21 protein-coding genes are annotated in these 24545 nt (G+C 73.8%); 13 read left to right on the top strand and 8 right to left on the bottom strand.

The features are described 5' to 3' along the window. Positions 1-41 precede the first annotated feature (41 nt). The 4 genes from ACN20G_RS02335 to ACN20G_RS02320 all read right to left on the bottom strand — a co-directional run bounded on the left by ACN20G_RS02335 (position 42) and on the right by ACN20G_RS02320 (position 4700). Positions 42-941: a hypothetical protein gene (locus tag ACN20G_RS02335; RefSeq protein ID WP_424211014.1), complete on the bottom strand. Its 900-nt coding sequence runs from the start codon at positions 939-941 to the stop codon at positions 42-44. 34 nt (positions 942-975) lie between these two features. Next, positions 976-1743, bottom strand: a complete 768-nt coding sequence (locus ACN20G_RS02330) for a MerR family transcriptional regulator (RefSeq protein WP_424211013.1) — start codon at positions 1741-1743, stop codon at positions 976-978. 131 nt (positions 1744-1874) lie between these two features. Beyond that, on the bottom strand, positions 1875-2867 hold the full coding sequence (sph, locus tag ACN20G_RS02325; protein WP_424211012.1) for a sphingomyelin phosphodiesterase: 993 nt from the start codon (positions 2865-2867) through the stop codon (positions 1875-1877). Between the two features lie 252 nt (positions 2868-3119). Next, positions 3120-4700, bottom strand: a complete 1581-nt coding sequence (locus ACN20G_RS02320; RefSeq protein WP_424211011.1) for a M1 family metallopeptidase — start codon at positions 4698-4700, stop codon at positions 3120-3122. A gap of 360 nt (positions 4701-5060) precedes the next feature. Between ACN20G_RS02320 and ACN20G_RS02315 the strand changes: the two genes are divergently transcribed. From ACN20G_RS02315 to ACN20G_RS02300, 4 genes are all read left to right on the top strand, one after another. Beyond that, positions 5061-7541: a Tex family protein gene (locus ACN20G_RS02315; protein WP_424211010.1), complete on the top strand. Its 2481-nt coding sequence runs from the start codon at positions 5061-5063 to the stop codon at positions 7539-7541. Positions 7542-8055: 514 nt separating this feature from the next. Then, entirely contained in the window at positions 8056-8559 is a 504-nt protein-coding gene (locus ACN20G_RS02310; RefSeq protein WP_424211009.1) for an ImmA/IrrE family metallo-endopeptidase, read from the top strand. Then, positions 8556-9764, top strand: a complete 1209-nt coding sequence (locus ACN20G_RS02305; RefSeq protein WP_424211008.1) for an MAB_1171c family putative transporter — start codon at positions 8556-8558, stop codon at positions 9762-9764. Before ACN20G_RS02310 ends, ACN20G_RS02305 begins: the two co-directional genes overlap by 4 nt. Positions 9765-9800: 36 nt before the next feature. Then, positions 9801-10586 carry an SDR family NAD(P)-dependent oxidoreductase gene (locus ACN20G_RS02300; RefSeq protein ID WP_424211007.1) on the top strand — a complete coding sequence of 262 codons (786 nt, stop codon included), beginning with the start codon at positions 9801-9803 and terminating at the stop codon, positions 10584-10586. A gap of 30 nt (positions 10587-10616) precedes the next feature. Here ACN20G_RS02300 and ACN20G_RS02295 read toward each other — a convergent pair whose 3' ends face one another. Next, positions 10617-12254 carry an ABC-F family ATP-binding cassette domain-containing protein gene (locus ACN20G_RS02295; RefSeq protein ID WP_424211006.1) on the bottom strand — a complete coding sequence of 546 codons (1638 nt, stop codon included), beginning with the start codon at positions 12252-12254 and terminating at the stop codon, positions 10617-10619. A gap of 44 nt (positions 12255-12298) precedes the next feature. Continuing rightward, positions 12299-13078, bottom strand: coding sequence for an enoyl-CoA hydratase/isomerase family protein (locus ACN20G_RS02290; protein WP_424211005.1), 780 nt, complete (start codon positions 13076-13078; stop codon positions 12299-12301). Positions 13079-13136: 58 nt separating this feature from the next. Between ACN20G_RS02290 and ACN20G_RS02285 the strand changes: the two genes are divergently transcribed. Then, complete coding sequence (locus ACN20G_RS02285) at positions 13137-13847, top strand: HdeD family acid-resistance protein (protein ID WP_424211004.1); 711 nt, start codon at positions 13137-13139, stop codon at positions 13845-13847. 169 nt (positions 13848-14016) lie between these two features. Further along, positions 14017-14505: an ATP-binding protein gene (locus ACN20G_RS02280; RefSeq protein ID WP_424215338.1), complete on the top strand. Its 489-nt coding sequence runs from the start codon at positions 14017-14019 to the stop codon at positions 14503-14505. A gap of 30 nt (positions 14506-14535) precedes the next feature. Here ACN20G_RS02280 and idi read toward each other — a convergent pair whose 3' ends face one another. Both idi and ACN20G_RS02270 read right to left on the bottom strand, forming a co-directional pair. Beyond that, positions 14536-15156, bottom strand: a complete 621-nt coding sequence (gene idi / locus ACN20G_RS02275; RefSeq protein WP_424211003.1) for an isopentenyl-diphosphate Delta-isomerase — start codon at positions 15154-15156, stop codon at positions 14536-14538. A gap of 161 nt (positions 15157-15317) precedes the next feature. Then, positions 15318-16652 carry a bifunctional class I SAM-dependent methyltransferase/N-acetyltransferase gene (locus ACN20G_RS02270; protein WP_424211002.1) on the bottom strand — a complete coding sequence of 445 codons (1335 nt, stop codon included), beginning with the start codon at positions 16650-16652 and terminating at the stop codon, positions 15318-15320. 596 nt (positions 16653-17248) lie between these two features. Here ACN20G_RS02270 and ACN20G_RS02265 point away from each other — a divergent pair. The 7 genes from ACN20G_RS02265 (at position 17249) to ACN20G_RS02235 (ending at position 24316) form a co-directional block, all read left to right on the top strand. Next, the gene (locus ACN20G_RS02265) at positions 17249-19033 is read left to right on the top strand and encodes a DUF5941 domain-containing protein (RefSeq protein WP_424215337.1); all 1785 of its coding nucleotides are present in this window, start codon (positions 17249-17251) and stop codon (positions 19031-19033) included. Then, positions 19030-19782, top strand: a complete 753-nt coding sequence (locus ACN20G_RS02260) for a sugar phosphate nucleotidyltransferase (RefSeq protein WP_424211001.1) — start codon at positions 19030-19032, stop codon at positions 19780-19782. Before ACN20G_RS02265 ends, ACN20G_RS02260 begins: the two co-directional genes overlap by 4 nt. Further along, positions 19770-20831: an iron-containing alcohol dehydrogenase family protein gene (locus ACN20G_RS02255; protein ID WP_424211000.1), complete on the top strand. Its 1062-nt coding sequence runs from the start codon at positions 19770-19772 to the stop codon at positions 20829-20831. The genes ACN20G_RS02260 and ACN20G_RS02255 overlap by 13 nt, the downstream gene beginning before the upstream one ends. Further along, positions 20809-21588, top strand: a complete 780-nt coding sequence (locus tag ACN20G_RS02250) for a CDP-alcohol phosphatidyltransferase family protein (RefSeq protein WP_424210999.1) — start codon at positions 20809-20811, stop codon at positions 21586-21588. Before ACN20G_RS02255 ends, ACN20G_RS02250 begins: the two co-directional genes overlap by 23 nt. A gap of 32 nt (positions 21589-21620) precedes the next feature. After that, positions 21621-22466, top strand: coding sequence for a glycosyltransferase family 2 protein (locus tag ACN20G_RS02245; protein WP_424215336.1), 846 nt, complete (start codon positions 21621-21623; stop codon positions 22464-22466). Between the two features lie 160 nt (positions 22467-22626). Then, on the top strand, positions 22627-23523 hold the full coding sequence (locus ACN20G_RS02240; RefSeq protein ID WP_424210998.1) for an ABC transporter permease: 897 nt from the start codon (positions 22627-22629) through the stop codon (positions 23521-23523). Next, on the top strand, positions 23516-24316 hold the full coding sequence (locus tag ACN20G_RS02235) for an ABC transporter ATP-binding protein (RefSeq protein ID WP_424210997.1): 801 nt from the start codon (positions 23516-23518) through the stop codon (positions 24314-24316). Before ACN20G_RS02240 ends, ACN20G_RS02235 begins: the two co-directional genes overlap by 8 nt. Positions 24317-24545: the final 229 nt, after the last annotated feature.

Below are 24545 nucleotides of genomic sequence, written 5' to 3'. Positions count from 1 at the left end.
GTCCCCCACCCGGGGGCCGACCGGCGCGGGATCCGGTGCCCTCAGCCGTTGGGATCCAGCCGGAGCAACGGGGCCGTACCGTCCTCGCCCGCCATCCAGGCGTCGAACTCCGCCGGTGTCATCCCGGCCAGGGCGGTATAGGCACCCGAGTCCAACAAGGCGAGCGCTTCGTCGACCTCGGCGACCAGCCGCGTGGAGTCGGGTTCCTCCGGACGGTCACCGGTCCTCTCGTCGGCCCGGGCGGCCATCACCCGGGCGATCGCCACCGCGAGGAAGAACGACTCCAACGCGAGCAGTCGTGATCCCGCCGTGTGGTCGCTCCAGTGCGGCGACCGCTCCACGGCCGAGGCCAGCTCGGGCGTTCGGGCGGTCATGGCCTCGGTGAGCCGCCCCAGGGCCTGCTCCAGCGCACGGAGCCGGGCCCGCGACGCGTTGCGGGCCGCCCGCACGCCCCGGTGCGTCGCCAGGGTGGTCCGCGAGGCTCCTTCGTGGGCCACGTGGGACCCCGCCGTCTCGGCCGCGCGCTTGATGGCCGCCATCAGGGCCGCGCCCTTCTCCATCCCGCCGCCCCCGGCGGACCTGGCCCCGCCCCCCATGGCGGCGATGACCGCGTTGTAGGCGGCGATGCCCGTCAGGGTGTTGGTGCGTCGGCCGGTCGACGCCGTGGCGAATGCCTTGACCGTCTTGAACGTCGCGGGTTCGGCGGCCGCGGCGATCACCGCGCCCACCGCGAAGAAGGCGGCGACCTTCGCCGCCGCGATGCCCCACTCGGCCGCCGGGGTGTCCCGCGCGCGGCGGGGTCCGGTTCGCGACGGGGCGAGGGGTGCCAGTTCCACCGTGCGGAGTCGGCCGAAGACGTCCCGGAACGGGACCAGCGCCTGCTCGTATGCCTCGCGTCGTGCCCGGTCCCAGTCCCGCTCGGACCGTTTCGATTCCGTCATGCCGTCCCCCCGACCCGAATTGACGCGGATCAACCTATACGGAGTCGGTGAAGGCCGTGCGGAGTTCGTCGGAGAGGGAGCGTTGGAACGCCGTCATCAGGGCCTGGGCGACCAGGGGGCGCATGTGGGCGGAGAGCGCCTTCATCGATTCCACCCGCTCCGGGTCGTCCTCGTCGCGGGTGAAGGGGCTCCACACCTCGTCGCGGAAGAGGCGGGTCAGTTCGTGCGCGGTGGCGCGGGCCTGTTCCATGAGCACGTCGCGGGCCCGCAGGATCGTGTCGTGGCCGATGGGCACGTCCAGCAGGGCCACGCCGAGCCGCAGCAGGCCCGGGTCCACCCGGAAGTCCGGGCCGTCCGGGGCGCGGGAGACGACGTTCATGGCGGTGAGCCGGTCGAGGTCGGTGTCGGACAGGGCGCGGCCGGCGCGGCGTTCGAGGTCGGCGCGGGAGAGCTCGGCGGGGGAGTCGGGGGCCCACGCGGCCACCAGGGCCCGGTGGATGGCCAGGTCGTGGGCGGTCAGGTCGGGGGGCAGGGCGTCGAGGTAGCGTTCGATCGCGGACAGGGTCATGCCCTGGTGTTGGAGTTCCTCGATCAGGGCCAGCCGGGAGAGGTGTTCGGGTCCGTAGCGGCCGACGCGGCGCGGGCCGATCGCGGGTGGCGGCAGCAGGCCGCGGGTGCCGTAGAAGCGCACGGTGCGCACGGTGACGCCGGCGCGGGCGGCCAGCTCGTCCACGGTGAGGGAGAGCGCGTCCGGGGCCCGGGGCCCGGGGTCGGCGGTGGGCGGCGGCCCGGGGTCGGTCATGGGCGGTGCCTCCCTTGCGGTGATCCACGTCCTGGGGCGTAACAGTATTGCTGTCGCACCGAAGATGTGAAGCACGCCGGCCCCCGCGCGCGGGAACGCGCGGGGGCCGGCGGGAGTGGCGCGGGACGCGGTCAGCGGCCCACGACGGGGTAGTGGTCCGAAAGGTTCGTGTACGTGTACGAGGTGCCCCAGCTCGACACCGTCCACGGCGCCGACTCCTCCTTGAGCACCGTGTTCTCCCAGTTCGCCGGTCGGGCGTTGGCGCGGCGGTACAGCACGTGGTCGAGGTCCTCGCGCGGGTCGTTCGGGTAGCGCTCGTGCGCGATGGAGTTCAGGGCGGTGTCGAAGGAGTGCGGGTGGCCGGTGCGGCTGTCGGGGGCCACGAGGTCGGCGTCGGCGAGCATCGTCGCGTACTCGGGGGTGCGGGTGTCCACGTTCATGTCGCCCGCGACGATCACCTGCTCGCCGGCCGGGATGTTCTTGGCGTCGAGGAACGCGTCGATGGCCTTGAACTGCCGCGAGCGCATCTGCGCGGCCTCGCCCGCCGAGCAGCCGGGGTCGGTGGACTGCGCGTGGGTGCCCACCGCGTGCACCTTCGCGCCGTTCACGTTCAACTCGACGTACGCGAAGCCCTTGTTGGACCACCAGTCGGCCCCGCAGGCGTCCTTGTAGACCCACTGCTCCTTGCGCGTGATCGGCCACTTCGACAGCACGGTCACCCCGCCGTCCTCGGGGGTGCTCGCCGTGTAGCTGCCGCCGGTGGCGTCCCAGCCGCTCTTGGAGCGGCCCACCACCGGGGTCTGGTAGGGGTAGCGGCCGGCCGCGTTGGCCTTCAGCGCGTCCGAGGAGGAGTTGTCGAACGCCTCCTGGAGGACCACCACGTCGTGCCCGGAGAAGAACGGCGCCTTCGGGATCTCCGCCGCCCGGTGGTCCTGGCCCCAGTTGGGGTACAGGTTCTTGCTCATCAGGAACACGTTGTACGTCAGCACGCTCAGCCGGGGCGCGGCGGCGGCCTCGGTCCCGGTCGCGGCGGCGGCCTGCTGGGTACCGAGGGCGGAGGTCGCGAGCGACGCGGCGAGCGCGAGCGAGGCGGCCAGGGCGCGGCGCGTGGGAAGGGACGGCATGGGTTTCTGAGCCTCCGAGGGAGAGGAACCGAAGCGACGGCCGCCATTGGATCAGAGAGAGTTACTTCTAAGTAACACCCATGACAAGAATTCCTTGCGCGGCCGGGGCGGGCAGATGATCACCGGACCTGCCCGCCCCGGACCGCGCCGCGCGCCCCGTCGTCCCCTCGGTGGACGGGGCGCGCGCCGGGCCTCGGGGGCCCGGGGTCGGCGGCGGGACGGGGGAGACGAGGCCCGCGTCCCGCCGCCCGCTCAGTGGCCGTGCCCGGCGTGGCCGCCGGTCTCGTGCACGGTGTCGGTGGCCGCGATCCTCTTCCACGACCTGGGCTCGGCCTTCGGCGCGACCGGCGCCGCCGAACGGGCCCGCTCGGGCGCGGAGTTCACGGCCCCCGGCTTCTGCTTGCCGGGCTTGGCCGGCTTGGCCACCGGCTTCGGGGCGGTCGGCGCGGCGGGCTTGCCCGCCTGGTACAGCCAGGTGTCGAGCACCGGGCCGACCTTCTTGCCGGAGACCTTCTCCGCGTACTTCACGAAGTCGGAGACCTTGGCGTTGCCGTACTTCCGCTCGGTCGGCCAGCCCTTGAGGATCTCGAAGAACGCCTTGTCGCCGACCTCGTTGCGCAGGGCCTGCACCGCGATCGCGCCCCGGTCGTAGACCGCGAGGTGGAACTGGTTGTCCGGGCCCGGGTCACCCGGCTTGACCTGCCAGAACGGGTCCTCGGCCGGGCGGGTGGAGTACGCCCAGTCGGACAGCTCCTGCGCCGTGCCCTCGCCCTCCTTCTCCGACCACAGCCACTGCGCGTAGCGGGCGAAGCCCTCGTTCAGCCAGATGTCCTTCCAGCCGTCCACCGACACGCTGTCGCCGTACCACTGGTGGGCCAGCTCGTGCACGACCACCTGCACGTTGGCGCCGTTGTTGAACTGGCGCGGGCCGTAGAACGGGCGGGTCTGGGTCTCCAGCGCGAACCCGGCCGTCACGTTCGGCACGTACCCGCCGAGCGCGTTGAACGGGTACGGGCCGAAGTGGCCCTCCAGCCACTCCGCGACCTCGCCGGTCCGCTCCAGGCTCGCGCGGGCCGCGCCCGCGTTGTCGCCCAGGTCCTTGCTGTACGCGTTGACGATCGGCAGCCCGCTCGCCGTGGTGTCCGTGGTGATGTCGAACCTGCCGACCGCCAGCGTGGCCAGGTAGGTGGCCTGCGGCTTGTTCGAGCGCCAGTTGTACCGGGTCCAGCCCAGGCGGGAGGAGGTGGACTGGAGGGTGCCGTTGCTGATGGCCTGGGTGCCGTCCGGCACGTTGACCGAGACGTCGAAGGTGGCCTTGTCCAGGGGGTGGTCGTTGCTCGGGAACCACCAGGCGGCCGAGTCCGGCTCCTGCGCGGCCACGCCCCCGTCCGGGGTGCGGTGCCAGGCGCTCCAGCCGTCCTCCTTGAACTCGCTGGGCTTGCCCGCGTAGGTGACGACCACGTTCAGCGGCTTGTCCTTCGCCACCGGCGAGGCCGGGGTCACGGAGACCTCGCGGGTGCCGGAGGTGGTGAACCGGGCCGGCTTGCCGTTGACGGTGATCTGGTTGACCTTCAGGCCGAAGTCCAGGTTGAACCGGGACAGGTCCTGGGTGGCCTTCGCCACCAGCGTGGCCGTGCCCTCCAGCAGGTCGGTGGTGGGCTGGTACTTCAGCCGCAGGTCGTAGTGGGAGACGTCGTAGCCGCCGTTGCCGGAACCCGGATAGTAGGGATCGCCGATGCCCGGGGCGCCCGGACCGTACGTGGCCGCCGACGCCGGGATCACCAGCAGCAGGGAGGCGGCGAGAACGCTCGGGGCGATGACTCTGCGGTACACGTGTGACTCCATCGGGATAGGGGGTGGCCGTGGTGTGCGACGACCGTATTCAGCGACATCCGCCGCGTCAGGTCCACAGGGCCCCCTGTCACGTGATCGCCATTCGGACGACACACGCGGCTCAGCGGTCACCACGGAACCGGCCCCTCCGCACCCGGGCCGGCCGAAAACCGTCCCCCACGCGGCCCTCCGCGCACGATCCCGACGCCGCCGCGACCACCTGCCACAATGGGCAACCCCCGCCGACCCCCGGGCCGGCGGCGGGACCGGACAGCGAGCACCACGAAGCACGCCGGAGCGCGCCACGCCGCCCCACGGGGACACGGCGCGCGAGGGCTGACGAAGGCAGGCGGGACGACCGTGACCACGACCACGTCCATCGAAGGCAGGATCGCCGAAGAGCTCGGCGTACGCGAACGGCAGGTCAAGGCCGCCGTCGAGCTCCTCGACGGGGGCGCCACCGTCCCCTTCATCGCGCGCTACCGCAAGGAAGCGACCGAGACGCTCGACGACGCCCAACTGCGCACCCTGGAGGAGCGCCTGCGCTACCTGCGCGAGTTGGAGGACCGACGGGCCGCGATCCTGGAGTCGGTCCGCGAACAGGGCAGGCTCGACGACGCGCTGCGTGCCCGCATCGAGGCCGCCGACACCAAGGCCCGGCTGGAGGACATCTACCTCCCGTTCAAGCCCAAGCGGCGCACCAAGGCCCAGATCGCCCGCGAGGCCGGCCTCGAACCGCTGGCCGAACGCCTCCTCGCCGATCCCGGCACCGACCCGCAGGCCGCCGCCGCCGCGTACGTCACCGGCCCCGAGGGCGTCGCCGATCCCGCCGCCGCCCTCGACGGGGCCCGCGCCATCCTCACCGAACGCTTCGCCGAGGACGCCGACCTCATCGGCGACCTCCGCGAACGCATGTGGGGCCGCGGCCGGCTCGTCGCCAAGGTCCGCGAGGGCCGGGAAGAGGGCGGCGCCAAGTTCGCCGACTACTTCGACTTCGCCGAACCCTTCACCGCCCTGCCCTCCCACCGAGTCCTGGCCATGCTGCGCGGCGAGAAGGAGGACGTGCTCGGCCTCACCTTCGAACCCGAGGAACCGGGCGACACCCCCGGCCCCTCCACCTACGAGAACGTCGTCGCCCGCCGCTTCGGCGTCGCCGACCGGGGCCGCCCCGGGGACCGCTGGCTCGCCGACACCGTCCGCTGGGCCTGGCGCACCAAGATCCTCGTGCACCTCGAATCCGACCTGCGGCTGCGACTGCGCCAGGCCGCCGAGGACGAGGCGGTCCGCGTGTTCGCCGCCAACCTCCGCGACCTGCTGCTCGCCGCCCCGGCCGGCACCCGCGCCACCCTCGGCCTCGACCCGGGCTTCCGCACCGGGGTCAAGGTCGCCGTCGTCGACGCCACCGGCAAGGTCGTCGCCACCGAGGTGATCCACCCCCACGTCCCCGCCAACCGCTGGGACCAGGCCCTCGACACCCTCGCCGGGCTCGCCGAGCGGCACGCGGTCGAACTCCTCGCCATCGGCAACGGCACCGCCTCCCGCGAGACCGACAAGCTCGCCGCCGACCTCATCGCCCGCCGCCCCGAGCTGAAGCTCACCAAGGTGATGGTCTCCGAGGCCGGCGCCTCCGTGTACTCGGCCTCCGCGTTCGCCTCCCAGGAACTGCCCACGATGGACGTGTCCCTGCGCGGCGCCGTCTCCATCGCCCGCCGCCTCCAGGACCCCCTCGCCGAACTCGTCAAGATCGACCCCAAGTCCATCGGCGTCGGCCAGTACCAGCACGACCTGCCCGAGAGCAAGCTCTCCCGCTCCCTCGACGCGGTCGTCGAGGACTGCGTCAACGGCGTCGGCGTGGACGTCAACACCGCCTCCGCGCCCCTCCTCGCCCGGGTCTCCGGCATCAGCGGGGGCCTCGCCGAGAACATCGTGGCCCACCGCGACGAACACGGCCCCTTCCGCGACCGCAAGGCCCTCAAGAAGGTCGCCCGCCTCGGCCCCAAGGCATACGAGCAGTGCGCCGGCTTCCTGCGGATCCGCGGCGGCGACGACCCGCTGGACACCTCCGGCGTGCACCCCGAGTCCTACCCCGTGGTCCGGGCCCTCGGGAAGGCCGCCGGCTCCGACCCGGCCGGACTCCTCGGCAACACCGCCGTGCTGCGCTCCCTGCGGCCCGAACAGTTCGTCACGGAGGCGTTCGGCCTGCCCACCGTCACCGACATCCTGCGCGAGCTGGAGAAGCCGGGCCGCGACCCGCGCCCCGCGTTCCGCACCGCCACCTTCAAGGAGGGCGTGGAGAAGATCGGCGACCTCGCGAGCGGCATGATCCTGGAGGGGGTCGTCACCAACGTGGCCGCGTTCGGCGCGTTCGTGGACGTCGGCGTGCACCAGGACGGCCTCGTGCACGTCTCCGCGCTCTCGCGCACCTTCGTCAAGGACCCGCGCGAGGTCGTCAAGCCCGGCGACGTGGTCCGCGTCAAGGTCCTCGACGTGGACGTGCCGCGCAAGCGGATCTCGCTGACCCTGCGCCTGGACGACGAGGCCGAGGCCGGCGGCCGTGCCCCGCGCCCGCGCGGCGGCGAACGCGCCGGCCAAGGCGAACGCGCCGGTCAGGGCGGCCAGGGCGGCGGGCGCCGCGACCGCGACCAGGCGGGCCGGGGCCGCCCCGGCGCCGGCCAGGGCGGTCAGGGCGGGCGCGCCGGTCAGGGCGGACGCGGCAACCAGGGCAACCAGGGCGGGCGCGCCGGGCAGGGCGCCGCCCCCGCCAACAGCGCCATGGCCGACGCCCTGCGCCGGGCCGGCCTGACCGACGGCCAGGGCGACCGGGGCCGCCGCGCCCGCTGACCCACGTCCCGACGCGCGGCGGCCCCGCCGGCGCACCCGGGCCCGCCCGCCGCCGTCGACCGGCGGGGACGCGCCGATTCGGTCGAATCCGGCCCCCGTCCCCGCCCGTCCCGGCAGGCCCGCGACGGCCCCGACCTGACGGATTCCCCGTGCTGCCGCCCGCGCCGGCCGGGCCCCCGCACCCCTCGGCCGGTCCGCCGCGCCCGGGCCCGGAGCGGTTCCCGACCCCCCGCCACCCGGTGCGCCGGCCCGGCCGCCGCCGGCCGAAGCACGACGGTCCGGGCCCGTCGGCAACGTGGCCGAATCCCCGCCCCCGACCGGCTCCCGCCTTGCGTGCCGCTGGGCCCCGTCGGTAGGCATGGGGGAACGCCCGTTCGTCCCGTGACGGATGGGCCCTGTCCGTCGCCTCCCTGGGGAACCCGCTCCTCAGGCCGCATCGAAGGCCCAGGAGCCCATGCCGTCCACCGCCCCCGCCTATCGACGCTGCCCGAGACAGGCCCTGAAGAGGGACCCCATGCCCTTCCGGCACCAGACCCTGCGCCGACGGTGCGAGACCGTCCTCGCCCGCCTGGACCTCTCCCGTCCCTTCTCGCTGGACGACCTGTGCGCCCGCGTCGCCGAACAGCGCGGCCGCCCCATCCGACTCCACCCGCTGCCCAAGGAGGCCGCGGAGAGCGGCGTCTGCGGCCTGTGGGTGGGCACCGCCGGAGCCGACTACGTGTTCTACGAGGCCAACACCTCGCTCCCGCACCGCGAGCACATCGTCCTGCACGAACTCGGGCATATCCTCTTCGGGCACCACGGGCTCTCCGGCGAGGACCAGGACGACGCGGACGCCGTGCCCGTCGTCCGGGGCCGCACCAACTACACCACCCGGCAGGAGCAGGAGGCGGAGATGCTCGCGAGCATGATCCGCACCCGCTCCGGGCTGCACCCGCACGGCACCCCGCGTGACACCCTGCAACGGCTCGAATCCGCCCTCGGCGTCCGCCCGCACGGCTCCGGCGGCCCGCGGTGACCGAACAGCTCGTCGCCCTCGGCGACGCCCTCGCCGTGCCCGCCGTCGTCCTGCTGTGGCTCGCGGTCCTGCTCCGCGCCCCGGCCGCCGTCCGCTCGCCCGACCAGCGCGGCCTGCTCTTCGCCGTGGCCACCGCCGCCGCCGCGATGACCCTCAACCTGCCCGACCTCGTGGCCTGGGCCACCCGCGACCCCGGCCACTCCCACCTCGTCGGCCTGATCCGCAACCTCAGCGGGGTGCTCTCCGCCGGCGCCGTGTTCTGCTTCGTGGTCGGCACCACCCGCGGCGGCCGGGCCCGCACCGTCGGCTGGATCTCCACCGGCGTGCTGCTCACCGCCCTCGTCACCCTGGACACCGCCGTCCCCGGCCACGGCACCCACACCATGGCCGGGCCGGGCGAGCCCGTGCCCTCCATGACCTACTGGATCGTCCTGATCCTGTGCCACCTCACCGCCAACACCGCCTGCGTGTTCGTCTGCTGGCGCTACAGCCGGCGCACCGAGAGCCCCGGCCTCGCCCTGGGCCTGCGCCTGTTCGGCCTCGGCACGGCCCTGGCGGGCGCGTTCTGGTTCGCCTACCTCCTCAAGGGCCTGTTCGGGGTGGTGTGGCCGCTTCCCTACCTGGCGCTCGTGATGAACCTGCACGCCCTGCTGCGCGCAGCCGCCCTCGTCGTGCCCCTCGCGCACACCGGACGCCACTCCTGGGCCGGCACCACCACCGCCTGGCGGCTGTGGCCGCTGTGGCACGACCTCGTCGGCGCCGTCCCGCACGTGGCGCTCACCCGGGGCCGGGGCGGCCGACTCGGCGAATCCCTCTGGCCGCCCGTGCCCCGCACCCTGCTCGGCTACCGCAAGGTCATCGAGACCCGGGACGCGATGCTCGTCCTCGGCGAACACGTGCCCGCCGACGCCCCCGACCGGGCCCGCGCCCACGTGCGCGCCGCCGGGGTCCCCGCCGAACTCGTCGAGGCCGCCGCCCTCGCCTGCGTGCTCGCCGACGCCCGTCGGGCCCTGCTCGCCGGGGACGGGCCCGTCGCGGAGCCCGGCGCCCTGCCCACCGGCCTCGCCCCCGACCCGACCCCGGACCCCGAGGCCGCCGCCCTCGCCCAGGACACCCGCTTCCTGGTCGCCGTCGCCCGCGCCTACGGCTCGCCCGTCACCGCCGAGTTCCCGAGCGCCCGGGCCGCCCGCTCCGACACCCCCTGAACCACCGCACGCCACCGAAGGAACGAGAGCACCGCCGTGAACCACCGCACCACCACAGCCCTCGTCACCGGCGCGAGCGCCGGGCTGGGCGCCGCCTTCGCCCGGGGCCTGGCCGCCAAGGGCTGCTCCCTCGTGCTCGTCGCCCGCGACAAGGACCGGCTCACCGAGCTGGCCGCCGAACTCGCCGAACGCCACGGCACCGAGAGCGAGGTCCTCGTGGCCGACCTCCTCGACCCCGCCGCCCTCGCCGAGGTCGAGCGCCGGCTGACCGACCCCGAACACCCCGTGGACGTGCTCGTCAACAACGCGGGCTTCGGCCTGCCCCGCCCCTTCCCGTACAACGACGTGGCCGAGGAGGAGCGCATGCTGGACCTCCTCGTCAAGGTCCCGCTGCGGCTGACCCACGCCCTCGTGCCCGGGCTGCGCGAACGCCGCCGGGGCGCGATCGTCAACATCGGCTCCGTCGCCGGCCTGCTGCCCACCGGCACCTACGGCGCGGCCAAGGCATGGCTGACGGCCTTCAGCGAGTCCCTGCGCGTGGACCTGGCCCCCTACGGGGTGCGGGTGCTGGCCGTCGCGCCCGGGTTCACCCGGACCGAGTTCCAGGAACGCGCGGGCATGGACGTCAGCGCCCTGCGCGACGCCGTCTGGCTCGACGCGGACGACGTGGTGGCCCAGGCCCTCAAGGACCTCGCCCGGCGCCGGCCGCTCTCGGTTACCGGCCGGCACTACAAGGCGTACGCCTTCGCCGTCCGCCACCTCCCGCGCTCCTTCGTGGCCCGGAAGATGGCCCGCGACCGCCGCCCGCCCGAGGCCCGCTGACGGGCGGCCGGCGGGCGGCCGGCGCGGCGGCTACTCCTCCGTGACCCGCCCGTCGGCCACCCGCAGCCGGCGGGTCACCCGGACCCGCTCCAGCATCCGCCGGTCGTGCGTGACCAGCAGCAGGGTGCCCTCGTAGGCGTCGAGCGCCGACTCCAACTGCTCGATGGCCGGCAGGTCCAGGTGGTTCGTCGGCTCGTCCAGCACCAGCAGGTTCACCCCGCGCCCCTGCAACAGGGCCAGCGCCGCCCGGGTCCGCTCGCCGGGGGAGAGGGTGGCCGCCGGCCGCAGCACGTGCGCCGCCTTCAGCCCGAACTTCGCCAACAGGGTCCGCACCTCGGCCGGTTCGGTCTCCGGGACCGCCGCGCAGAACGCCTCCAGCAGGCTCTCCTCGCCGAGGAACAGCCCGCGCGCCTGGTCCACCTCGCCGACCAGCACCCCCGAACCCAGCTCCGCCGCGCCCGAGTCCACCGGGGTCCGGCCCAACAGCACCGACAGGAACGTGGACTTGCCGGCCCCGTTCGCGCCCGTGACCGCGATCCGGTCCGCCCAGTCCACCTGGAGGCTCACCGGACCGAACGCGAACTCCCCGCGCGTGAGGGCCGCCTGGCGCAGCACCGCCACCACCGAACCCGAACGGGGCGCGGCGGCGATCTCCATCCGCAGCTCCCACTCCTTGCGCGGCTCCTCCACCACCTCCAGCCGCTCGATGGCCCGCTGGGTCTGCCGCGCCTTCGACGCCTGCTTCTCGCTGGTCTCCCCGCGCAGGTTGCGGCCGATCTTGTCGTTGTCGGAGGACTTGCGGCGGGCGTTGCGCACGCCCTTGTCCATCCAGTTGCGCTGCATCTGCGCCCGGCCCTCCAGGGCGGAGCGCTTGTCGGAGTACTCCTCGAACTCCTCCCGGGCGTGCCGGCGGGCCCGGTCGCGTTCGTCGAGGTAGGAGTCGTAGCCGCCGCCGTACAGGTTGACGGTCTGCTGCGCGAGGTCCAGCTCCAGCACGCGGGTCACGGTCCGGGCGAGGAACTCGCGGTCGTGGCTGATCACGACGGTGCCGGCGCGCAGCCCCTTGACGAAGCCCTCCAGCCGCTCCAGCCCGTCGAGGTCGAGGTCGTTGGTGGGTTCGTCGAGCAGGAACACGTCGTAGCGGGACAGCAGCAGGGAGGCCAGGCCCGCGCGGGCGGCCTGCCCGCCGGACAGGGCCGTCATCTCCAGGTCCAGGTTGACGGCGAGCCCGAGGTCGGCGGCGACCTCCTCGGCCCGTTCGTCGAGGTCGGCGCCGCCCAGGTCCAGCCAGCGGTCCAGGGCCGCGGCGTAGGCGTCGTCGGCGCCCGGGGTGCCGTCCACGAGGCCCTGGGTGGCCTCGTCCAGCGCGGCCTGCGCGGCCGCGACCCCGGTGCGCCGGGCGAGGAACTCGCGCACGGACTCGCCGGGCCGCCGCTCGGGCTCCTGGGGCAGGTGTCCGACGGTGGCGGTCGGCGGCGACAGCCGCAGCTCGCCGTCCTCGGGGGTGTCGAGGCCGGCGAGCAGCCGCAGCAGGGTGGACTTGCCGGCGCCGTTGACACCGACGAGGCCGATCACGTCCCCGGGGGCGACGACGAGATCCAGACCGGAGAAGAGGGAGCGCTCACCGTGACCGGCGGCCAGCTCCTTGGCGACGAGGGTTGCAGACATGATGCCCCGATCCTACCCAGCGCACCGGGCGGGGCCGGGCCCGCTCAGGAGTCGGCGGGCCAGGGGAAACGGGGGGCGCGGCGGTCGAGGAACGCGGCGACGCCCTCCGCCGTCTCCCCGACCCGGTCGGCCTCCCGGGTCCACGCGGCCTCGCGCGCCGCGAGCCCGGCCGGGTCGGCGTCGGCCGCCAGGAACTCCTTGACGGCCGCCTGGGTGAGCCGGGAGCGGGCGGCGAGGGTCGCGGTGAACGCGGCGACCCGGGCGTCGAGGGCCTCGGCCGGCAACAGTTCGTCCACCAGGCCGGTGCGCAGGGCGCGGGCCCCGTCCATGGACTCGCCCGAGTACAGCAGCCACTTGGTGGTGGCGGGCCCGACGAGGGCGGCCAGGCGGCGGGTGGTGGAGGCGGGGTAGACCACGCCGAGGCGGGCCGGGGTGACCCCGAAGCGGGCGTCCTCGGCCGCGAACCGCAGGTCGCAGGCGACGGCCAGTTGGCAGCCGCCGCCCACGCAGTGGCCCCGGATCACGGCCAGGGTCGGCTTGGGGAACGCGGCCAGGGCCTCCTCTGCCCGGACGGCGAGCACGCGCGGGTCCTCGGGGCCGCCGGTCTCGACCTCGCGCAGGTCGGTGATGTCGGCGCCGGCGCAGAAGGTGTCGCCCGCGCCGGTCAGCACCAGCACGGCGATCTCGGGGTCGGCCGCGACCCGGTCGAGGAGTTCGGGCAGCCGGCGCCACATGGCGCGGGTCATGGCGTTGCGGCGGGCCGGGTGGGAGACGGTCACGGTGGCCACGGCACCGGCCGCGGAGAGGTGAAGCTGCGCGTCCATGCGGTGAATCCTATGATCGGTCCATACGTCCCGGGGGGTACTGGGAGGTGGCAGGTTCATGCGTGGTGACCGCAAGGAACGGACCGATCCCGCGGGGCCCGCGCCGGGCGACCCGGCCCCGAACCGCAGGAAACTCGGCCGCAGCTTCGGCTGGCTCGCCTTCCTCGGCGTGCTGCTGGTGCTGGCCGGTCTCGTCGGCCTGGTCTACGTCGGGTTCGCCACCCTGACCTCGATGTTCCTCTTCGGCTGGCTGCTGCTCGCGGGCGGCGTGGTCGGGCTGCTCCAGGCCGTGCAGTCGCGCAAGAGCAACTACTTCTGGCTGGCCGTGATCGTGGCCGCGATCAACCTGGCGGCCGGGTTCGTGATCCTGCGCCGTCCGCTGGCCAGTGCCGAGGCCCTGACCATGTTCGCGGCCCTGCTCTTCCTGACGGCCGGCGCCTTCCGGCTGGCCGGCGGGCTGGTGGTGCGGGGGCCGCACTTCGGCCTCACCCTCGTGCAGGGCGCGTTCGGGGTGCTGCTCGGCATCCTGGTGCTGTGGAGCTGGCCGAGCAGCAGCCAGTACGTGATCGGCACCTTCTTCTCGCTCGGGCTGCTCTTCGACGGCCTGAGCCTGGTGGCCCTGGGGGTGGGCGCCCGCCGTATCCTCGGCATGGTCGGGGACTCCCCGCCCGCGGCCGCGCCGCCCACGAGCACCGTCAAGGGCGATCCCCGGGGCCCCGGGGGCACCCCGCCGCCCACGTCCCCGCCCCCGTCGGCCGGCCCGGCCTGATCCCGAGGGTCACGCCGGACACCCCGATCGGAACCGGACCGCGCACGGGCACATTCGAAAGAAATATGCCCGATCGCGGTCCTTTTCCGGTCACCCGGCCGGTCCGGACCATGCTCTTCCGCAGTCTTGGCGCGTGAAGACGATCGCCACGCAGAGCGGGGGACGGGCCATGGACGGCAGCAGCGCACCACCGGAGGCCGGCAGAACCGAGGACGCGCCCCCACCCGTGCCCTGGTACGAGAACGCCTGGAGATTCACCGCGCCGGCCACCGAGGAATCCGTTCCCCGGTCCCGGCGCGCCGTGCGTGAACTGCTCGGACGCCAAGCGCCGACGGCCGGTGAGGATCTCCTTTACGGCCTGCTGTTGATCGTCTCCGAACTCGTGACGAACGCGGTCCGGCACGCCGCGCTGCTCTCCCCTGAGGTCGCCGTCGAGGTCTCCGTCGGCCCGGAGTGGGTCCGGGTCGCCGTCGAGGACGAGCACCCCTACCGCCCCAAGGCCGTGCAGGCGGATTTCGGCCAGACCGGCGGTCGGGGCCTGCTGCTGGTCCGGGAGATCACCCTGGAGGCCGGCGGGGTCTGCGACGTGGAACACACGGCGACCGGCGGCAAGGTGATCTGGGCGGCCCTGCCGCTCACCCCGCCGCCGGTCCACTGACCCGTGCGCGCCCCGGTGCCGGGCGGCCGCCTACCAGCCGGCCGCGTCGCCCGTCAGCTCGCGGATCGCCGGCCGCGCCGCGTCCAGCACCGTCATGAACCACGCCGAGAACGGGTCCCGCTCGTGCCGCTCGTCGAGCTCCTTCGCCGTCACGAACACGGTCGAGGCCACCTCCCGCGGATCCGGGGTGGGCGTCACCTGCGCCAGCCCCACGAACAGGTGGTTGAACTCCTGCTCCACCAGGCCCGAGGCCGGGTCGGGGTGGTTGTAGCGGACCGTGCCGGCCTCCGCCATCAGCGAAGGCGACAGCCCCAGCTCCTCGTGGGTGCGCCGGGCCGCCGCCGCGAACGGGGACTCGCCCGGGTAGGGGTGCCCGCAGCAGGTGTTGGACCACACGCCGGGGGAGTGGTACTTGCCCAAGGCCCGCTGCTGGAGCAGCATCCGGCCTTGCTCGTCGAAGAGGAACACCGAGAACGCCCGGTGCAGCTGCCCCGGCGCCTGGTGCGCGGCCAACTTCTCCGCCGTGCCGATCGTGGTGCCCGACTCGTCGACCAGTTCGAGCATGATCGCCGCGTCCCCGTCGGTGACGGTGACGGAGGACTCGGAACCGGCGACGACGGGACCGTCGGCGGTGGCTGGTGTGATCGGCATACCCATCCTTCGCAATCGGACTTCGACCTTCAGTCTGCCCCACGAATCCGGCTCGTCCGCACTTCGGGCATCCCCGCGCCCCCGCCGCGCGCCCCGTGGTATGCACCCGGCGCGCGGGGCACGGGACCCGGCCGCGCGGCCGGGTCCCGCACCCCGTCGGCTCAGACGCCGAAGGGGGCCGGGTAGCCGATGGTCCCGGTGGGCAGCGCGGCCTCCGGGTCCAGCACCAGCACCATGATCGCCTCGTCCGGCACCTCGAACGGCGCCGCGATCCCGAACCGGGAGGCCGGCAGGAACCCGAAGCGCGGGTAGTAGTCCGGGTGCCCGAGCACCGTCACCAGGCTCTCGCCCCGCCGACGGGCCTCGGCCAGGGCCGCCGCGATCACCGCGCCGCCCGCGCCCGAGCGCTGCAGCCCGGGATCGGTGGCCACGGGCGCCAGGGTCAGCACGGGGGAACCGCCCACGGTGCCCCGGGTCAGCAGCGCGTGCGCCACCACCCGGTCCCCGTCGGAGCCGTCCCGCGCCACGATCGACAGCCCCGGCACCCAGGCGTCCGCGTCAGCGCGCAGCGCGTCCACGAGATCCGCCTCCAGGGGGGTGTCGAAGGCCGCGAGGTTGACGGCGTACACCCCGGCGCGGTCCGCGGGGGTCTCCGCCGACACGGTCCAGCGCGCGGTGCGCGGGTCCGTCGCGGTGCCGGCCGTCACCGGCCGCAGCACGTAGCCGGTGTAGCCGTACTCGTGCCCGTGCCGGCTCCGCACCTCGATCTCCTCGAAGGTCGAGGCCAGGGCCGCCCGGGCCCCCTCGGGCACGCCGGTCGGATCGGCCGCGTGCGCGGCCGCCGTCCGCTCGGCGCGGACGCCCAGCGGACCGTAGTACTCGTCCCAGTCGGTGTCGGGCAGCAGGTGGGTGTCCAGGACCCGCCAGCCGGCGGCCTGCGCCGCCGCCAGGTTCCGGGCCCGCGAGCGCAGGGACGCGTTCGCGTCCCAGAAGGCCCGGGCCCCGGCGGAGGGCTCGTCGGCGGTCCACTCGCACTCGGTGAGCACGAGCGCGCCGCCCGGCGCGAGCAGCCGACGCCACTCGGCCAGCGCCCGGTCGAACCCGATCAGATAGGCCGAGCCCTCGGCCCACACCAGGTCGAAGGAGCCGTCGGGAAAGGGCAGGTCGCCGATGTCGGCGCGGACCGGGTGGATCCGCCCGGACAGGCCGCGTTCGTCGGCGGACGCGCGCAGCTCGTCGAGGAAGCCCTCGTTCAGGTCGACGGCGGTCACCTCGGCGCCGGCCTCGGCGGCCAGGAACAGCGCGCCGTGACCGGGGCCGCAGCCCAGGTCCAGGACGCGCGGACGCTCGGGGAGGTCACCGCACAGGGACAGCAGCCGGCGCGAGGTGGCCTCGGAGCCGGGGGACTGCCGGGGCAGCCCGGCGTGCAGGGAGAGGAACGCCTCGGTGAAGGCGTCGGAGAAGGAGGAATCGGTGGAGCGGGTGTTGTCGGTCAACGTGAACCCTTGGAAGAGAGGGGTTCCGGCCGACGGGTCGCTGCCGCGACGGAGGGGACCGCGCGGAATCAGACCTGGCCGGAGCCCCGGAAGGAAACGGGGATGATCCGGATGTCACCGCACACGGCGGCGACCTGCTGCACGGTCATCAACCCCACCTCTTCCCTGTTCGGCCGTCCGCGCCCCCGACCGAATGGGGGACCGCGCCGGCGCCGGCTCGTCACGACCCCCGCGCCGCCGGTTCGCGATCGAACACGGGGCGGGCGCACGGACGTGCGCACGGGTCCCCCTCACCGTAACAGCTCACCACCCCCCGCCCGCCCGGCCGAAGGTCCCGCGCCGCGCCCCGTCCGTCCCGCCTCCCGGGCCGCCCGCGATCCGCCGCGCGAGCCCCGGGAACCGGCCGGCCCCCTCCCCGCGTCCCCCACGACGGGCGCCCCGTCGACCGGCGCCCGTCCTGCGCCCCACGCCCCGGCGACCGGCGGCCGAACGGGTGGTGAATCCGGCATTCCCCACATCGGATAGCCTCTGCCGACGTGCCGCGCCCCGGCGCCCGTCGTTCTCGGGTGGGCGCCCGTCCCAAGGAGTGAGTTCGTCTGCCGACCGCCATCCTCACCGGTCCGCCGGTCCCCGGATCCCCGCTCGCGGACGAACTGCGGTCGCTCGGGTTCGAGGTCCGCGGCGCCCGTGACCACGCCGAGGCCGTGACCGCCGAGGCCGCGATCCCCGAGGCCGACCGGGTCGCCCTCGTCGACAGCCGTTTCGTCGGTCACACCCACAGCCTCCGGCTGGGCCTCACCGACCCCCGGTTCGACGCCGCAGCCGTCCCCGGCGCCCTCACCGCCCGCGCCGGCGCCCGCCCGGCCCTGCGCGCGGCCCTCGCCGCGACCCCCGACTCCGCCCCGGTGGACCTGACGGCCGTGGCCGCCGGGGTCGAGACCGCCGGCGCCCGACTGCACCGCCCGGAGCTGGGCAGCCTCGTCGCCGAGGTCCCCGCCGACGCCGCCGACCGGGCCCGCGCGGACGCCGCCGTGGCCGCCGTCGACGAGGAGCGGGTCCGCCTGAACAGCGCGGTCAAGGCCCGCGACGGGTTCTTCACCACCTTCTGCATCAGCCCGTACTCCAAGTACGTGGCCCGCTGGTGCGCCCGCCGCGGCCTGACCCCCAACCAGGTCACCACCGCCTCCCTGCTCACGGCCCTGCTCGCGGCCGGCTGCGCCGCCACCGGCGAACGTCTCGGCTTCGTCGCCGCCGGCGTGCTGCTGATGCTGTCCTTCGTGCTCGACTGCGCCGACGGGCAGCTCGCCCGCTACGCCCTGAAGTACTCCACCCTCGGCGCCTGGCTGGACGCCACCTTCGACCGGGCCAAGGAGTACTCCTTCTACGCGGGTCTCGCGCTCGGCGCGGCCCGCGGCGGGGACGACGTGTGGCCGCTCGCGCTCGGCGCGATGGTCCTCATGACCTGCCGGCACGTCGTGGACTTCGCCTTCAACGAGGCCAACCACGACGCCACCGGCAACAGCAGCCCCACCGCCGCCCTCTCCGACCGCCTCGACAGCGTCGGCTGGACGGTCTGGATCCGGCGCATGATCATCCTGCCGATCGGCGAACGCTGGGCGCTGATCGCCCTGCTCACCGCGTTCACCACCCCCCGGATCACCTTCTGGGCCCTGCTCGTGGGCTGCGCCTTCGGCGCCGCCTACACCACCGCCGGCCGGGTACTGCGCTCGCTGACCCGCAAGGCGGCCCGCACCGACCGCGCCGCCCGGGCCCTGGCCGACCTCGCCGACTCCGGCCCGATCGCCGGCCTCGTCGCCCGCTTCCTCGGTCGCGCCACCCCCGGGGCCATCGGCCCGGCCGCCGCCCTGCTCGGCGCCGCCGCCCTGATCTCCGCCGCCCTGCTCTACCCCTTCGGCAGCCGCCAGGTCCTGATCGCGGCCCTGGTCTACGCGATCTTCTCCGGCGCGGCCGTGGCCCGGCCGCTCACCGGCTCGTTGGACTGGCTGGTGCCGCCCGTGCTGCGGGCCGCCGAGTACACCACCTACCTGATCCTCGCGGTCCGCTCCGAGCTGCCGGGCGCCGTCCCGGCGGCTTTCGGACTGGTCGCGGCGGTCGCCTACCATCACTACGACACGGTCTATCGCATTCGCGGCGACGCCGGGGCGCCCCCCCGCGCCCTGGTCTTCGCGATCGGCGGCCACGAAGGGCGGGTCCTCGCGGTCGCGGTCCTCGCCGCCGTGTTCGCCTCCGGCGGCGCGGGCTTCACCCGGGCGCTCGCCGTCCTGGCCGGATACGTGGCACTCGTGGGGCTCGTCGAGAGCATCCGCTTCTGGGTCTCCGCCGGAGCACCCGCCGTACACGACGAAGGAGAACCAGCATGATCGGCCTTGTCCTCGCCGCCGGTGCCGGGCGCCGTCTGCGCCCCTACACCGACACCCTCCCCAAGGCCCTCGTGCCGGTCGGCCCGGAGGGGGACGAGGAGAGCCTGACCGTCCTCGACCTGACCCTGGGCAACTTCGCCGAGGTCGGGCTGACCGAGGTCGCGATCGTGGTCGGCTACCGCAAGGAGGCCGTGTACGAGCGGCAGGCCGCGCTGGAGGCCAAGTACGGCCTGAAGCTGACCCTCATCGACAACGACAAGGCCGAGGAGTGGAACAACGCCTACTCCCTGTGGTGCGCCCGTGAGGTCCTGGGGCGCGGTGTGATCCTCGCCAACGGCGACACCGTGCACCCGGTCTCGGTGGAGAAGACCCTGCTGGCGGCGCGCGGCGGCGACAAGAGGATCATCCTCGCCCTCGACACGGTCAAGCACCTCGCCGACGAGGAGATGAAGGTCATCACGGAGGAGGGCGCGGGGGTCCGCCGGATCACCAAGCTCATGGACCCGGCGACCGCGACCGGCGAGTACATCGGCGTCACCCTGATCGAGCCGGCCGCCGCCGAGGAGCTGGCCGACGCGCTGAAGGCCACCTTCGAGCGCGACCCCGACCTCTACTACGAGGACGGCTACCAGGAGCTCGTCGACCGCGGCTTCCGGGTGGACGTGGAGCCCATCGGCGAGGTCACCTGGGTGGAGATCGACAACCACGACGACCTCGCCAAGGGCCGGGAGATCGCGTGCCAGTACTGACCCGGCTGATCCCCTCCCCGGTCGTCGTCGACATCCGCCCGGGGGCGTTGGACAAGCTCCCCGAGCTCCTCGCCGACCAGCGGATCTCCGCCTCCGGCAAGCTCGCCGTGGCCGTCAGCGGCGGCTCCGGCAAGGCCCTGCGCGCCCGCCTGGAGCCGGCGCTGCCGTTCGCCGACTGGTACGCCGTCGGCGACGGCACCATCGACTCGGCGGTCGAGCTGGCCGACCGGATAAAGGGCAGCCGGTACGACGCGGTGGTGGGGCTCGGCGGCGGCAAGATCATCGACGTGGCGAAGTACGCCGCCGCGCGGGTCGGGCTGCCGATGGTCGCGGTCGCGACCAACCTCTCGCACGACGGGCTCTGCTCGCCGGTGTCCATCCTGGACAACGACAACGGCCGCGGCTCCTACGGGGTGCCCACCCCCATCGCGATGGTCATCGACCTCGACGTGATCCGCGAGGCGCCGGCCCGGTTCATCCGGGCCGGGGTCGGCGACATCATCTCCAACATCTCGGCCGTGGCCGACTGGGAGCTGTCGCACCGGATCACCGGCGAGAACGTCGACGGCCTGGCCGCGGCCATGGCCCGCACGGCGGGCGAGTCCGTGCTGCGGCACCCGGGCGGCTGCGGGGACGACGAGTTCCTCACGGTCCTCGCCGAGGCGCTGGTGCTGTCCGGGATCGCCATGTCGATCAGCGGCGACTCCCGCCCGTCCTCCGGCGCCTGCCACGAGATCAGCCACGCCTTCGACCTGCTCTACCCCAAGCGGTCCGCCCTCCACGGCGAACAGGTCGGCATCGGCGCGGCCTTCGCCATGCACCTGCGCGGGGCCGGCGAGACCGCCGGCACGTTCACGGAGGTGCTCCGCCGGCACGCGCTGCCGGTCGTGCCCACCGAGATCGGCTTCAGCGTCGACGAGTTCGTCGCCGCCGTGGAGTACGCACCCCAGACCCGCCCGGGACGGTTCACCGTCCTGGAGCACCTCAACCTGTCCGCAGCCGAGATCAGGGACGCCTACTCCGACTATGTCAAGACCCTCCGTAGCTGAACTGAGGCCCGTCGTGCACCCGGCGGGCGTCAAGGACCGGCGCAGCGGCGAGCACTGGGCCGGCAGGCTCTACATGCGCGAGATCTCGCTGCGGGTCGACCGGTACCTGGTGAACACAAGGATCACGCCGAACCAGCTCACGTACGTGATGACCCTGGCCGGCGCGCTGGCCGCCCCGGCGCTGCTCGTGCCGGGCGTCTGGGGCGCCGTGCTCGGCGTGCTCATGGTGCAGCTGTACCTGCTCCTGGACTGCGTGGACGGGGAGATCGCCCGCTGGCGGCAGCAGTTCTCCCCGGTCGGCGTCTACGTGGACCGGGTCGCGGCCTACTTCTGCGACGCGGCCGTCCTCGTGGGCTTCGGCCTGCGCGCCGCCGACCCGTGGGGGGAGGGCCGCGTCGACTGGCTGTGGGCCTTCCTCGGCACCCTGGCGGCCGTCGGCGCGATCCTCATCAAGGCCGAGACGGACCTGGTGTCGGTGGCCCGCGCGGCCACCGGCATGGCGCCGGTGAAGGAGGCGGCGGCCGAGCCGCGCTCCTCCGGCATGGCCCTGGCCCGCCGGGCCGCCGCCGCCCTGAAGTTCCACCGGCTGGTGCTCGGCATCGAGGCATCGCTGCTGATCCTGCTGCTGGCGGTGGTGGACGCGGTCCGCGACGACCTGTTCTTCTCCCGGCTCGGCGTCGCGGTCCTGGCGGGCATCGCCCTGCTCCAGACCGTGCTGCACCTGCTGTCGGTGCTCGTCTCCAGCAGGCTCCGGTGAGCGGGGTGCGGCTGGGCGCCGTCGTCATCACCATGGGCACCCGGCCCGACGAGCTGAAGCTGCTCCTCGACTCGGTGGCCCGCCAGCACGGCGAGGCCATCGAGGTGGTCGTGGTCGGCCAGGGCGTGGCCCTGCCCGACCTGCCGGCGGGGGTGCGCGGGGTGGAACTCCCCGAGAACCTGGGCATCCCCGGCGGCCGCAACGTCGGCATCGAGGCGTTCGGGCCGGCCGGCCGGGACGTGGACGCGATCCTCTTCCTCGACGACGACGGGCTGCTGGAACGCGAGGACACCGGTGAACTGCTGCGGGAGGCGTTCGCGCGCGACCCCCGGCTGGGCATCGTCAGCTTCCGGATCGCCGACCCCGACACCGGCGTCACCCAGCGCCGGCACGTGCCCCGGCTGCGGGCCGCCGACCCCTTGCGCTCCTCCGCCGTCACCACCTTCCTCGGCGGGGCCAGTGCCGTGCGCACCGCCGTGATCGCCGAGGTGGGCCCGCTGCCCGCCGAGTTCTTCTACGCGCACGAGGAGACCGACCTGGCCTGGCGGGCGCTGGACGCCGGCTGGTCCATCGACTACCGCGCGGACATGGTGCTGCTGCACCCGGCGACCTCGCCCACCCGGCACGCGGTCTACAACCGGCTCGTGGCCCGCAACCGGGTCTGGTTGGCCCGGCGCAACCTCCCCGCCCCCCTGGTCCCCGTCTACGTCGGCGTCTGGCTGCTGCTCACGCTGGCCCGCCGGCCCTCCGGTCCCGCCCTGCGCGCCTGGTTCGGGGGTTTCTCCGAGGGCTGGCGGACCCCCTGCGGTGCCCGTCGCCCCATGCGGTGGCGTACCGTCTGGAGACTGACCAGGTTGGGCAGACCCCCCGTGATCTGACCCCGACTCCGTCCGGATCCGACCCCTCGCCCCGCGCGGCACACCGTGCGCGGGCGAGGGGCCGGGCCCGGTGCCCGGTCCGCGTGATGCCTCCCCTGCCGCATCCGGAACACGAAAGTCTCGACAGTTGAGTGACACGACACGAGGCGACGAGCTCACCATGAGCGCGCCGCCGGCCGCCGACGCGGGACTGACCCCCGCGCAGCTCGCCGCCAAGTACGGACTCTCGGTGAGCGGCGCCCGCCCCACCCTGCCCGCCTACATCCGTGAACTGTGGGGCCGACGCCACTTCATCACGGCCTTCTCCCGGGCCAAGCTGATGGCGCAGTACAGCCAGGCCAAACTGGGCCAGGTCTGGCAGGTCGCGACCCCCCTGCTCAACGCGGTGGTCTACTTCCTGATCTTCGGGCTGATCCTCAAGGCCGACCGGGGGATGCCCCGACACGTCTACATCCCGTTCCTGGTGATCGGCATCTTCGTCTTCACCTTCTCCCAGAGCTCGGTGATGGCCGGCGTCCGCGCCATCTCCGGCAACCTGGGGCTCGTGCGGGCCCTGCACTTCCCGCGCGCCTCGCTGCCGATCTCCTTCGCGCTCCAGCAGCTCGGCCAGCTGCTGTACTCGATGATCGTGGTCGTGGTGGTGGCCGTCGGCTTCGGCTCGCTGCCCACCTGGTCCTGGCTGCTGGTGTTCCCGGCCCTGGCCCTGCAGTTCGTGTTCAACACCGGTCTGGCCATGATCATGGCGCGGCTCGGGTCCAAGACCCCCGACCTCGCCCAGCTCATGCCCTTCGTGATGCGCACCTGGATGTACGCCTCCGGCGTCATGTTCCCGATCTCGGCCTTCATGAAGGACTACCCGAGCTGGATCGGCAACGTGCTCCAGTGGAACCCGATCTCCGTCTACATGGACCTGATCCGGTTCGCGATGATCGACGAGTACGGCTCGCAGTACCTGCCCCCGCACGTGTGGGCCTTCGCCGTCGGCTGGGCCGTCGTGATCGGCCTCGGCGGGTTCGTGTACTTCTGGAAGTCCGAGGAGCGGTACGGCCGTGGCTGAGAACGAGACCCCCACCGGCGTCGACGCGAAGGTCCCCACCGTCATCGCCGACGACGTGCACATCGTCTACCGCGTCAACACCGGCGGCGCCGGCAAGGGCAGCGCCACCGCCGCCCTCACCAAGATCCTCAAGGGCAAGAAGGGCGAGAGCACCCGGGGCGTGCGCAAGGTGCACGCCGTGCGCGGCGTGTCCTTCACCGCCTACCGGGGCGAGGCCATCGGCCTGATCGGCTCCAACGGATCCGGCAAGTCCACCCTGCTGCGCGCCATCGCCGGCCTGCTGCCCTGCGAGTCGGGCAAGGTCTACACCGACGGGCAGCCCTCCCTGCTCGGCGTGAACGCGGCCCTCATGAACGACCTGACCGGCGAGCGCAACGTGATGCTCGGCGGCCTGGCCATGGGCATGAGCCGCGAGCAGATCCGCGAGCGCTACCAGGAGATCGTCGACTTCTCGGGCATCAACGAGAAGGGCGACTTCATCTCCCTGCCGATGCGGACCTACTCCTCCGGCATGGCCGCCCGCCTGCGCTTCTCCATCGCCGCCGCCAAGGACCACGACGTCCTCATGATCGACGAGGCCCTGGCCACCGGCGACCGCAAGTTCCAGATCCGCTCCGAGCAGCGGATCCGCGAACTGCGCAAGGAGGCCGGCACCGTCTTCCTCGTCAGCCACAGCAACAAGTCCATCCGCGACACCTGCGACCGGGTGCTGTGGCTGGAGAAGGGCGAACTGCTGATGGACGGGCCCACCGAGGAGGTCGTCTCCGCCTACGAGAAGGAGACCTCCCGCTGACGCGGCCCGCCGCGCGCGACCGGATCCGGGGCCCCCGACACCACGCGTGCCGGGGGCCCCGGCACGTTCGGGGCCGCCGGGCGCGCGACATCCCGGGACGCACCGAGCACCCGCGCGGCCTCCGGGCCGTTGTACGACGTAAGCTGGACCGGTCCTTCACTCGTGGCGAGCGGAGAGCTTCCCCGCAGGTGGGCGGCGTTCCCCACCCCGGGTGAACCCCGCCCGCGTG

The sequence above is a fragment of the Streptomyces dryopteridis genome (genome assembly GCF_049606955.1).
Taxonomy (GTDB): domain Bacteria; phylum Actinomycetota; class Actinomycetes; order Streptomycetales; family Streptomycetaceae; genus Streptomyces.
Note: the sequence above shows the minus strand (reverse complement) of the source record. Positions and strands in the feature narration are given on the sequence as shown.